General features: G+C 56.0%; 11 protein-coding genes. 4 read left to right on the forward strand and 7 right to left on the reverse strand.

The annotated features are described in order from the left end of the window. Window positions 1-90: 90 nt before the first annotated feature. The 7 genes from HWQ15_RS18895 to paaZ all read right to left on the reverse strand — a co-directional run bounded on the left by HWQ15_RS18895 (window position 91) and on the right by paaZ (window position 9,350). Window positions 91-1,197 carry a GGDEF domain-containing protein gene (locus HWQ15_RS18895; protein WP_045309013.1) on the reverse strand — a complete coding sequence of 369 codons (1,107 nt, stop codon included), beginning with the start codon at window positions 1,195-1,197 and terminating at the stop codon, window positions 91-93. Between the two features lie 52 nt (window positions 1,198-1,249). Continuing rightward, complete coding sequence (locus tag HWQ15_RS18900; RefSeq protein ID WP_063148841.1) at window positions 1,250-3,223, reverse strand: alkyl/aryl-sulfatase; 1,974 nt, start codon at window positions 3,221-3,223, stop codon at window positions 1,250-1,252. Window positions 3,224-3,389: 166 nt separating this feature from the next. Next, window positions 3,390-5,663, reverse strand: a complete 2,274-nt coding sequence (gene tynA, locus HWQ15_RS18905) for a primary-amine oxidase (RefSeq protein WP_063148842.1) — start codon at window positions 5,661-5,663, stop codon at window positions 3,390-3,392. A gap of 159 nt (window positions 5,664-5,822) precedes the next feature. Then, complete coding sequence (locus HWQ15_RS18910) at window positions 5,823-6,218, reverse strand: hypothetical protein (protein WP_022648016.1); 396 nt, start codon at window positions 6,216-6,218, stop codon at window positions 5,823-5,825. After that, complete coding sequence (locus HWQ15_RS18915) at window positions 6,196-6,489, reverse strand: polymorphic toxin type 44 domain-containing protein (RefSeq protein ID WP_223825170.1); 294 nt, start codon at window positions 6,487-6,489, stop codon at window positions 6,196-6,198. The genes HWQ15_RS18910 and HWQ15_RS18915 overlap by 23 nt, the downstream gene beginning before the upstream one ends. Before the next feature lie 113 nt (window positions 6,490-6,602). Next, a complete protein-coding gene (locus HWQ15_RS18920) occupies window positions 6,603-7,085 on the reverse strand; it encodes an Hcp family type VI secretion system effector (RefSeq protein ID WP_022648017.1) in 483 nt (160 codons plus the stop codon). A 225-nt stretch (window positions 7,086-7,310) separates the two neighbouring features. Next, window positions 7,311-9,350 (reverse strand): phenylacetic acid degradation bifunctional protein PaaZ, encoded by a 2,040-nt coding sequence (paaZ, locus tag HWQ15_RS18925; protein ID WP_063138214.1) that lies wholly within the window; start codon window positions 9,348-9,350, stop codon window positions 7,311-7,313. A gap of 285 nt (window positions 9,351-9,635) precedes the next feature. On the opposite strand from paaZ, the gene paaA reads away from it, so the two are divergent. From paaA to paaD, 4 genes are read left to right on the forward strand one after another with little or no spacing between them, the layout of a single operon-like run. Then, complete coding sequence (gene paaA, locus HWQ15_RS18930) at window positions 9,636-10,565, forward strand: 1,2-phenylacetyl-CoA epoxidase subunit PaaA (protein WP_022648019.1); 930 nt, start codon at window positions 9,636-9,638, stop codon at window positions 10,563-10,565. A gap of 12 nt (window positions 10,566-10,577) precedes the next feature. Continuing rightward, window positions 10,578-10,865 (forward strand): 1,2-phenylacetyl-CoA epoxidase subunit PaaB, encoded by a 288-nt coding sequence (gene paaB, locus HWQ15_RS18935; protein WP_003857353.1) that lies wholly within the window; start codon window positions 10,578-10,580, stop codon window positions 10,863-10,865. An 8-nt stretch (window positions 10,866-10,873) separates the two neighbouring features. Further along, entirely contained in the window at window positions 10,874-11,620 is a 747-nt protein-coding gene (paaC, locus tag HWQ15_RS18940) for a 1,2-phenylacetyl-CoA epoxidase subunit PaaC (protein ID WP_063148843.1), read from the forward strand. Window positions 11,621-11,631: 11 nt separating this feature from the next. Further along, window positions 11,632-12,129 carry a 1,2-phenylacetyl-CoA epoxidase subunit PaaD gene (gene paaD / locus HWQ15_RS18945; RefSeq protein ID WP_032624316.1) on the forward strand — a complete coding sequence of 166 codons (498 nt, stop codon included), beginning with the start codon at window positions 11,632-11,634 and terminating at the stop codon, window positions 12,127-12,129. The last annotated feature ends 2 nt before the right edge of the window (window positions 12,130-12,131 follow it).

Below are 12,131 nucleotides of genomic sequence, written 5' to 3' on the forward strand. Positions count from 1 at the left end.
CCGGGTGGCGGCTACGCCTTACCCGGCCTACGGGAGCAAGGAAAAGGTTGGTTTTGTAGGCCGGGTAAGCGCAGCGCCACCCGGCGTAACTTACAGCGACCACCTATCCCGCCCGGACTCCTTCGCCCGATACAACGCCGCATCGGCGCGGGCGATGATTTCCGGGCCGGCCAGTCCTGGGGTATAGCCGGCAATGCCCATACTCACCGTCACACATTCACTCACCTTCGACGCGCTGTGCGCAATGGCTGCGGTGCGCAGGCCAGCCTGGATCCGCGCGGCGACTTTCTCAGCAACGCTTTCTTCACAGTCAAAGAGGATCACGACGAACTCCTCACCACCGTAGCGCGAAACCACATCCTCTGGCGTGCGCACCGAAGTGTTCAGCACCTCCGCGACCCGCGCGAGACACGCGTCCCCCGCCTGGTGACCATAGGTGTCGTTATACAGTTTGAAGTAGTCGACATCCAGCATCAGGACCGTGAAGCGTTTGCCTTGCTCCACCGCATTTTCCAGCACCAGCTCCATCGCCCTGCGGTTGGCCGTTTTCGTCAGCGGATCCTGATGGGCCAGCGCATCCAGCCGCGAAATTAAACGCTGATTCTGCTGGTTGCGACGCCAGGCCTCTTCAAACCAGCTCAAGAGGATGTAGCGTCCGCAAACGAGAATGAACGTGAACACCACCCACAGCCCGGCAAAGCGAAGGTTCATCTCCTGATTCAGCAGCATGCTGGCAACGGGCATGGTGATCCACAGCGGCGCGATAAAGCACACCAGCCCCACCGGATGAAAATAGAGCGCGGTCATACCGGCCATCAGCAGGGTAACGAATATCGGCCAGGGATGAGGAAGCTGAATCACGTTGATAAACCAGTAACAACTTATCGACCATAGCAGGCTACACATTAACAGCACGGCGCTGACGCCGCGGATGTGGCGCCAGGCCATTATTACCAATGCCACGGAAAGGATGACTACCCCCAGCATGGAAGCGTCAATCATCTGTGTGAGAGGTGGGCTGACGTGTAAGAGGGTATCAATTTGGCCGAACAGGGAATTGCGCAGCAGGATCATTAGCGCAAAGCTCGCGTTGACGAAGGCGAGCCACGGCAGGTTCATGGCCAGCCCGTGGACAACCATGGCGTTACGGGTCGGCCAGGTCGCGGGCTCCGGAGTGGCGTTGTGTCTTTTTTCCATGAGAGAGAATGTCCCTGTGGCGGGCGGAAAGACCGCCCGCGAGTGCATGCCTTTACGGGGTCACGATGTTAAACCAGAATTCAAATTTATCCATGTAACCGAGCATGGCATCGAGTTTTGCGGCATCGCCCGTCACTTTGATATCGCCATTATCCTGAGCCTGTTTAAGCGTCACTTCTTTCAGGATGATTTTATTCAGCGTATCGCGGTTGAGGGTCACGGTCGCGTCAGCATCCTTCGCTTCGGCGTTCGCCGTGTGGTTCAGCACGCCATTTTCCAGCTCCAGCTTGTATTTGCCGCCGTCGCTGCCGAGGTCGATGTTAAACACCGATTTTGCATCCGCTGCTTTTTCACCGTTGATATGCACCGCCAGATAGTCAAAGAACATTTCTGGCGTCATTGCGCGCACGGTATCCGGGCTGGCGGTATTCGGGGTTGGACCTTTCACCACGCCGTTACGCAACTCCTGCGCGCCGGTCAGGTAGAAGTTACGCCATGGGCCGGATTCAGCCTGATAACCCAACTGCTCCAGCGCATCCGCTTCAAGGTTACGTGCGGCCTGGTTGTTTGGATCGGCGAACACCACTTTGCTGACCACCTGAGCCACCCAGCGATAGTTGCCCTGGTCAAAATCGGTTTTAGCTTTACTCAGGATGGCATCCGCGCCTCCCATATACTCCACAAATTTCTTCGCGGCTTCTTCAGGCGGCAGTTCATCCAGGGTCGCGGGGTTGCCGTCAAACCAGCCTAAATAGAGCACGTAGGTGGCTTTGACGTCATGACTGACTGAACCGTAATAGCCTCGGTTGGCCCAGGTATTGGCCAGGGAGTTCGGCAGCTTGAAGTTGGCGGCGATCTCGTCACGCGTCAGCCCTTCATTCGCCATGCGCAGGGTCTGGTCGTTGATGTAGCGGTAGAGGTCGCGCTGGCTTTTCAGCAGGTTAACCACATTCTCGTTGCCCCAGGTCGGCCAGTGGTGCTGCGCCATGATAACTTCGGCCTTATCACCCCAGCGTACAATTGCCTGGTTGATGTATTTCGACCATGGCAGCGGTTCACGAATTTTCGCACCGCGCAGGGAGTAGGTGTTGTGAAGGGTATGGGTGACATCTTCCGCAGACTCGATCAGCTTTTTCTCTTCGATATACCAGAGCATCTCGGAAGGCGCTTCCGATCCCGGCGCGAGCATAAAATCATAGGTCAGGCCGTCGATCACCTCTTTCTGACCATCTTTCTCGATGATATTGGTCGGGGCGATCAGGGTCACCGTCCCGGCGGAGGTGGTGGTGCCGAGACCCGCACCCACCTGGCCTTTCGCATCCGGCTTCAGCAGGTTGCCGTACATATAGCTGGCGCGGCGGCTCATGACGTTACCCGCCATGATATTTTCCGCGACGGCGGCCTCCATAAATCCGGCTGGCGCGTAGACTTTAACCTTGCCGGACTTCACGTCGGCTTCGTCCACCACGCCGCGCACGCCGCCATAGTGGTCAACGTGGCTGTGGGTGTAAATAACAGCGACGACAGGTTTCTTGCCGCGATTTTTATAGTAAAGATCCATCCCGACTTTGGCCGTCTCCGCCGACACCAGCGGGTCGACCACGGTAATGCCTTCTTTACCTTCAATAATGGTCATGTTTGACAGGTCGAGGTTACGGATCTGGTACACGCCCTCGGTGACTTCAAACAGGCCGCTGATGTTAATCAGCTGGGACTGACGCCATAAGCTCGGGTTAACCGAATCGGGCGCTTTATCGCCTTCCTTGATAAAGGCGTACTGCAGTGGATCCCAGACGGTGTTGCCTTGCTCCCCTTTGATAATTTCCTGAGGTAGCGGGGCGATAAACCCTTTGTGGGCATTGGTAAAATCGGTGTTATCAGAGAAAGGAAGCTGGTTGAAGAGTGCGTTGTTGGCCTGCTGAGTTGCTGCGGTTGCATCCTTAGGGGCTTCTGCGGCCCAGGCTGAACTGGCGGAAATGAAAAAACCGGCCAGCGCAAGGCTTCTTGCTATCTCATTGACTTTCATCCTAAAACCTCTCGGTTATGTATAGCGTTGTTCATGGATACTTCGATATCTACAAAATGTTTCAGATGTTGCAAAAGCATTAAGCGAAGTAACATTAACTATAATCGGGGAGTGGTATTCAGCAAGAAAGCGAATGAAAAACCGGGCATCGTGCCCGGTCAACGTGTTATTTCTGCTCTTTTTTCTTGCCGAGCGTTGGCGTCTCGTCAAAGAAGTTCCACGGCTTGAGTAACGTGTGCACCCATTCCGTCGGCATTATCGGCCACTCCTCGGCGCGGGCGACATGGGTGGTGCCGGTGGTCATCCAGATGACGTTATCCTGGTCGTTCAGCGACTCGTTATCTTTGCTGTACTGGCCTAGGCCCGTATCGTGCGTGGAACGGTTCGGGTATTTTCCCTCCGGGTACATCTCGTCGGGATGGTAACGCGTCACCCACAGCTGTTTATCCATAAAGCTCAGGCGGTGATAAATCCACTCGTCCGGGGCAAACTTCGCGCCCGTCGCCACCGGGTGTGTGCCCCCCGCGTAAGGGATGATCTGATACGAGACCGGGTTGCCCATGCGGTTCTCTTTGCTGGTGTTGCTCAACAGACGGATGGTGCCCGGATCAAACTTCTGCGCCGCCTGCTGTTCGGTATCAATATCATACTGATTAACCTGCATGGTGCTGGTGCGCGGTCCGCCAGCGGTGTTCGGTTTGACGTCCGGATCCATGGCCACCAGCTTGTTGTTGATGCCGTCCACGTCCATATCCAGACGGAAGTTGTAGATGTGCTGGTGGGTGGTGCCGACAATATTATGGTCGATCAGCGTACCGTATCGGGTGTCATCCTTCGCGGTGGCATCATGCATGGTTTTCGTCTGCACGCCTTTCACCGCTTCAATGCCCGTGGCCCCTGCATCAATGCCGATGGTGCCGTTTTCGTGGAATACCCAGTCGAAGATATAATCGTAGTTACCCACGGTGCTGACCCAGCGCACCACCAGCTCGCGGCGCTCGGTGCTGACGTTGGGTTTACCTAACTCCTGATGCTTATACTCCGGCCCGGCGTAACGCTCGAAAATGGCGATCGCCCGGGGGATCTCCATTGGCGCACCGGTATAGTCCGGGATGGTTTCGTTGAGCATCACGGCGTTAGACGGAACATCCTTGCCGCGCACCAGCGGGGAGGTCAGGGTACCCATGCCGTAGTCGCCGGAGTCCAGGTAGGCCTTAAAGTACCAGCCGATATCCGGGTCGCCGTACGGCACAATCATTCCGCCGAGCGATCCCTGATACATCACCTGTCGCTTTTTGCCGTTGTCGTTATAGGTCACGGTGGAGATCATCGGGCCGACGCGCGAGTCCAGGCTCAGATGAAAATCCCAGTTCTGCCAGTGCACCATATCCCCGGTAATGGTGTAGTTCTTGCCTTCCGGCTCGATAATCTCCAGCGGTTTTTTCACCGTTTCAACGCGGTCACGGCCATCATAAGGACGCGGGGTGAGCGGCACCGGCACGACCGGGCCTTCCTCAATCTTCTGGATTTTCTTCTGCTCAAGATCCACCACCGCAACCAGGTTTTCGATCGGGTGCGCCCAGTAGTTACCGTCGCCCACGTCGAGATAGCTGATCACTTTCAGCAGGCGGTCTTCCTGTTTCAGCCCATCCTTGCCGTCAAAAAAGCCGACGGTAAGCGGGGTGGTGATCACTTTCTTCGGATCGGTAATGCCGCGCTTTTTCAGCACGGCGGCAAACTCCGGGCTTTCATTGATGATCTGCTGCACGGTATTGAAGTCATCCAGCAGCACCATGCCGTGCGCGTCTTTGATCGGCTCCCAGCGGAGGATCTTTTTGTCCTTCAGATCCACCCGGCTTTCGATGATGCGTTTGCCGTCAAGCATAATGATATTGGCCTGGCGGGGCGCATCCACCGCCGTGCCGTTAAGCACAAAGTCCCAGACTTTGGCCTTTTCTGGCTCCGCCAGCGCAATCTGGGTAAAGCGGGTATTGGGTTTAAAATCCGCAGAGGCTTTCACAATGGCTACGGCCTGGTTGATTTCATCAGCGGTCAGCGCGTTTAACGGGTGGGGGCGTTTTTCAACCTGGAATGTCTGATCAAGACCGGACTGAAAGACATCGTTGATAAAAGTCTCCGGGATATAGGCCTTATTGTTCTTCATCACCACGGGCACCTGGAGCGTCAGCGGTTTGCCGTTAACGATGGCGGTGTTGGCGCCGGGTTTGACCTTCACAAAGGCACCGTCTTTAACGATGGTGAACATCTGGGCGTAATCATCCCACTGCACGTCCGCGCCAAACGCCTGAAGCGTTTTGTCCATCGGGACCATATGCGCCTCGCTGCCGTGAGCGTAAACAGGGGATTGCCAGGCGCAACAGAGCGCAACGGCCATGGCCAGTGCCGTTCTACGGGCAAAAAAAGAAGAATTGCTTCCCATCGCAGACCTCATCTTGTTGTGTTTATTGTGTTGTGTCAGCCTTATCCTGACAGGCGCGCACGAAAAGCGTTTGCCTGCATCTGCCAGGTTGTTTGTCAGTCTTGCCAGGTTAAAAAAAGACCGGGGGTGCATCACACCCCGTGAAAGTGAAAGTGTGCTTCAGTAAGGTGAACTGTCGAGATGAATGCAGACATCGAAACCTACCGTCGTGAACGAATAAACCGTACCGCGAACGCGAAGATAAATGTCTCCATTTTTAATTGCCACTGAAGCTTTATCATCATCGGTGATCATGACGGGATTGATATTCTTAATGTTAGACATGAATTCTTCCGGACTTTTTTTCGCATCAAAGAGATAAATATGAGACCTGTTTTTAGACAGTGAGCCCGTCTCAACCTGGGTGATGTAAAGAGTTAAACGATCGTTAACCTTGATTTTTTCCTGCAAATTTTCATACACGGTAAAAAGATCGCGGAAAGGGTATGCAATGAATATGAGAAAACTAAAGATAATAATTCCAGCTCGCCAGTTAAAAACCCGAACGTCGCGCATAATCTATTCCTGCCCTTATCCATAACTGATCGACTGGATCATCACCGTAATTATTATTGTTCTGGAATTTTGCAAATTCGGCAGGATCGCTTGTCCCGGCAAGAATCTGTGCAGTGCCTGCCCCCCGGAGCAGAATTCCCTCAGGAATGCCTGCTGCCGCACCAACGGCACCGTAATGAAAATTGCCAAAATTGGCATACTCTGCACGGCCTTGTTTATAATCCCAGGGACCATGGTTTCTGACCATTTGATAAAACCATATGTAGGTCATTAATGAGGGGCCACCATGAAATCGCGCTATTATCATGTGGCTAACGACGTCCACGCCAGGTGGTGCAAAGGATGCAATATTATAGGGTGTTGAATAGGAAGGATTTCGCATATTTAACGCTCAGCCCAACAGTCTGCAAACTGTATATTACCATCGCAATATGTCCATGTTATTTTATCATAGCGTAGTTCCACGACTTCAAGATGATTATGTTTTTCTTTCGTCGGGTCTTTAATGTCATGCATCAATGGCGTAACGGAAACGACGCGAATATTATCGAGACGCATATTGTAATATTCTACTTCCTGTCCGGCGTCATTAATGCGATACCACCTGAACTCGGCCGTTTTAAGGGTTTGGCCAGTCGCAACGGCTTTCATCAGGTAAGGGGAGGAGGAATCGATTTCTTTTTGAAATACGACTGGGGCATGGTTACGTTTACTGGTAATTTTCCCGGTCAATGGATCGGTTGGGAGGCGAAGATTGTGTGTAAAGCCAGTGACTTCAATGCTTCCCTCTCGGTAACAAACATCCACCGAGCCTGTAATTTTTGTACCACCATCGTCAGTCAAGAAAAGGTAAACAGGAATTGCCATAGTCTGTTAATCATCCATGTAATTTAACGCGGGAATATTCCCGGCGATAAATAATAACTATGCTAACTATACGGTCAATTTGCTTAGTGTTTCCGGTTGTAACTTATCCAAACCAGGCAGACTGGATGGTTCGATTAATCAAAGCCAACCAGTCCCTGTATTACCTTCCGTTTATTTTGATGCGCTCAAACACTCCAGGCAGCAAGGTTAATGCCATTGCTTTGATTAAAAGTCACCCTGCTGGCGCACCACCAGCGTCAGGATGGAGTAAAGCGCCACGGCCTGCTGATGCTGGTTGAAGATCTCCACCGCCCATTCCACCACGCCCGTCGGTTTTTCCTCGGCAGTGCGCTGTTTCTTCAGCGTTTTACGTTTACAGGTCAGGCGCACCTGAATGGTATCGCCCGGCTTGACCGGCTCGATAAAGCGCAGGTTTTCCATGCCGTAGTTGGCAATGACCGGCCCAACCCCGGCATCGACAAACAGCCCCGCCGCGGCGGAAATCAGGAAATAACCGTGTACCACGCGCTCGCCAAAAATCGACTCCGCCGCGCCAATTTTGTCCATATGGGCATAGAAATGATCCCCGCTCAGGCAGGCAAAATTCACGATATCCGCTTCCGTCAGGGTACGACGCGGGGTCAGCAGGCTGTCGCCCGGCTGTAACTCCTCGAAGTATTTACGGAACGGATGAACGCGATCTTCCAGCACCTCCGCGCCACGGACCCACTGTTTGCCGATGGCGGCGAGCATGGAAGGGCTGCCCTGAATGGCCGTGCGCTGGAGATAGTGCTTCACCGCACGCAGGCCGCCCAGCTCCTCGCCGCCGCCCGCACGTCCCGGGCCGCCGTGCACCAGCTGCGGTAGCGGTGAACCGTGGCCGGTGGATTCTTTCGAGGATTCCTGGTTGAGGATCTGAATGCGTCCGTGGGCGCGCGCGGCACCGGCAATAAATTGCCGCGCCACGTTTGAATCTGCCGTGACCAGCGTTCCCGCCAGGCTGCCGCCGCCCGCCCGCGCCAGCTGCATGGCGTGTTCACTGTTGCGGTACGGCATCAGGGTGGCGACGGGGCCAAAGGCTTCGGTGGCGTGAACGGCCGGAGTTTCGTCCGGCTGCGGGCAGAACAGCAGGGTGGGCGGGAAGAATGCGCCAGCCGCCTGCATATCGGCTTTACCACCCAGACGGATCTGGCAGCCCGAGGCAAGCAGATGATCGACTTTTTCCTGCACGTCAGCACGTTGCTCACTGTTGACGAGAGCCCCCATCTTCACCCCTTCCTGGGCCGGATCGCCGACGACCACGTTCTCCAGCCGCGCAATCAGCGCCTGGCTGACGGCTTCAACCTGCGCTTCCGGCACGATGATGCGGCGGATGGCGGTACATTTTTGCCCGGCTTTGGCGGTCATCTCGCGCACCACTTCGCGAATAAACAGCGCAAACTCCGGCTGCTCCGGCGTCACGTCCTCACCCAGCACGCAGCAGTTAAGGGAATCTGCTTCCATGGTAAACGGAATGGAATGCGCGACGATATTCGGATGTACGCGCAGGCTCTGCCCGGTGCTGGCCGACCCGGTAAACGTCACCACGTCCTGGCTGTCGAGCTGGTTCAGCAGATCGCCCGCGCCACCACAGATCAGGCTGATGGCGCCGTCCGGCACCAGTCCGCTCTCGACGATCGCTTTCACCATTGCCTGAGTCACCTGCGCGGTGGCGGTGGCGGGCTTGATGATGGCGGGCATCCCGGCAAGCCAGGTGGGTGCGAGCTTTTCCAGCATCCCCCAGCACGGGAAGTTGAACGCGTTGATATGCACCGCCACGCCGGATTTCGACGTTAACACGTGACGTGCCGCAAAGCCGCCTTCCTTCGACAGCGGGATCAGCTCATCCTCCGGCCACAGGGTATCGTCCGGCAGCTCACGGCTGCCGAGGCTTGCGTAGGTGAAGAGGGTGCCGATACCGCCTTCAATATCCACCCAGCTGTCGGCCTTCGTCGCGCCGGTCTGGGCTGACAGGGCATAAAACCGATCCTTCTGGCTCAGCAGATGTTTGGCCACCGCCTTCAGCATGGCGGCGCGCTCGATAAAGCTCATTGCGCGGAGCGCTTCTCCGCCGTGTTCAATGGCGTAACGGCGCGCGGCCGCCATATCCAGCCCTTCGCTGGTGACTTCAAATAGCGTTTCCCCGCTGATGGCGTGGGTGATGGTGCGCTCGCGGCCCCGGCCTGATTGCCAGGTGCCGGACAAGAAGCTGGCTAACTGCTGCATTTCTTCTCTCCAGGTGTTTCGTGATTTCACTATAAATAGTTTGATCGCGAATCATAAAAAGCAAGCTGAGTTTTAATGAATTGTTAACGTTGTGATCTCTATTGCTTAGCCTGACCACCCGAAAGCCTTGTATAATCGGCCTTTCATGAAAAGACTTGCGAGCGTCGTCACAAAATAAACAAACGCTTCTTGGGGTTATATTTAACCTTTGTGTAACTTTTAAGAAACCAAATGATTCACCATTATGCTGTTTTTGGTGATTTAACGAATCACAAAGGTGGTTATGTGACGCAAGAACAACGCTTTGAGCAACGCATCGCACAGGAGACGGCCATCGAGCCGCAGGACTGGATGCCGGATGCCTATCGCAAGACGCTGATCCGCCAGATTGGACAGCACGCCCACTCTGAGATTGTCGGCATGCTGCCGGAAGGAAACTGGATCACCCGCGCGCCGACGCTGCGCCGGAAAGCCATTCTGCTGGCGAAGGTTCAGGACGAAGCCGGACACGGCCTGTACCTCTACAGCGCGGCGGAAACGCTGGGCTGCGCCCGGGAGGACATCTATCAAAAGATGCTCGACGGCAAGATGAAATACTCCTCCATCTTCAACTATCCGACCCTGAGCTGGGCCGATATCGGCGTCATTGGCTGGCTGGTGGACGGGGCGGCCATTGTGAACCAGGTGGCGCTGTGCCGTACGTCTTACGGCCCGTACGCCCGGGCGATGGTGAAAATCTGTAAAGAAGAGAGCTTCCACCAGCGTCAGGGTTTTGAGGCCTGCATGGCGCTGGCGCAGGGCAGCGAAGCACAGCGGCAGATGTTGCAGGACGCCATCAACCGTTTCTGGTGGCCCGCGCTGATGATGTTCGGACCCAACGACGACAACTCCCCAAACAGCGCCCGCAGTCTCGCCTGGAAGATCAAACGCTTTGGCAACGATGAGCTTCGCCAGCGCTTCGTGGACAACACGGTGCCTCAGGTGGAGATGCTCGGCATGACCGTGCCGGATCCCGACCTGCGTTTCGATGAAGAGAGCGGCCACTACCGCTTCGGCGAAATCGACTGGCACGAATTTGACGAGGTGATCAACGGGCGCGGGATCTGCAACCACGAACGTCTGGCCGCAAAACGTAAAGCCTGGGACGACGGCGCATGGGTGCGTGAAGCCGCTCTGGCCCACGCGGAAAAACAACGCGCCCGCCAGGCCGCATAAGAGGAATCAACCATGAGCAATGTTTACTGGCCGTTATACGAAGTTTTTGTCCGTTCGAAGCAGGGGCTGTCGCACCGCCATGTGGGCAGCCTTCACGCTGCCGACGACCGCATGGCGCTGGAAAACGCGCGCGATGCCTATACCCGCCGCAGCGAAGGCTGTTCCATCTGGGTGGTGAAGGCGAGTGAAATCGTCGCCTCCCAGCCGGAAGAGAGCGGGGAGTTTTTCGATCCGGCGGAAAGCAAGGTCTACCGCCATCCGACGTTTTACACCATCCCTGATGGCATTGAGCATATGTGAGGTTGGGGATGAACAACGTATCTGCTTATGCCCTGCGTCTGGGCGACAACGGTCTGGTGCTCTCACAGCGTCTGGGCGCCTGGTGCGGCCATGCGCCGGAGCTGGAAATTGACCTGGCGCTCGCCAATATCGGCCTTGATCTGCTCGGGCAGGCGCGCAATTTCCTGACCTACGCCGCTGAACGGGAGGGTAAGGGCGATGAAGACACCCTGGCCTATGGCCGCGATGAGCGTCAGTACCGCAATTTGCTGCTGGTGGAACAGCCAAACGGCAGCTTCGCCGACACCATTGCCCGTCAGTATCTGATGGATGCGTGGAACGTAGCGCTGTACGAACGGTTGATCCACAGCAGCGACAGTCAGCTTGCCGCCATCGCGGCAAAAGCCATTAAAGAGGCGCGCTATCACCTGCGCTTTAGCCGCGGCTGGCTGGTGCGGCTGGGGGACGGGACAGAAACCTCCTCACAGAAAATGCAGCAGGCGGTGGATAGCCTGTGGCGCTTTACGGCTGAATTGTTCGACGCCGACGACGTCGAGCTGGGGCTGATTGACACCGACGTGGCGGTTGATCCGCGCGCCCTGCGGGAACCGTGGGAGCGCGAAGTGTTTGCCGGGCTGGCGGAAGCTACCCTCCGCGTGCCCGAGGAAGTGGCGTATCGCACGGGCGGCAAGAAGGGGCTACATACTGAACACCTCGGACCGATGCTGGCTGAGATGCAGTATCTTCAGCGCGTTTACCCCGGCCAGCAGTGGTAAAGGAGAACGCTATGCAACGCCTCGTCGACATTGCGCCTGCCCAAATCCCGCAGATTTGGGCGCTGTTAAGCCAGATCCCCGACCCGGAAGTGCCGGTGCTGACCATCACCGACTTAGGCATGGTGCGCAGCGTGAAGGCGCAGGGGGAAGGCTGGGTTATAGGCTTCACGCCAACCTATTCGGGCTGTCCGGCAACGGAGCATCTGCTGGGTGCGATCCGCGAAACTCTGACCGGGAACGGCTTTTCCCCGGTACATATTCTGCTGCAACTGGAGCCCGCCTGGACCACCGACTGGATGACCGACGATGCCCGCAGGCGCCTGCGGGAATATGGTATCAGCCCGCCTGTTGGCCATAGCTGCCATGCCCACGTTCCCGCGGAGGTGAGCTGCCCGCGCTGTGCAAGCACCGATACCTCGCTCATCAGTGAATTTGGTTCCACGGCCTGCAAAGCGCTCTACCGCTGCAATACCTGCCGTGAGCCCTTCGACTATTTCAAATGTATTTGAGG

It is taken from the genome of Enterobacter sp. DSM 30060, from assembly GCF_013375955.1.
In the GTDB taxonomy this organism is placed as follows: domain Bacteria; phylum Pseudomonadota; class Gammaproteobacteria; order Enterobacterales; family Enterobacteriaceae; genus Enterobacter; species Enterobacter intestinihominis.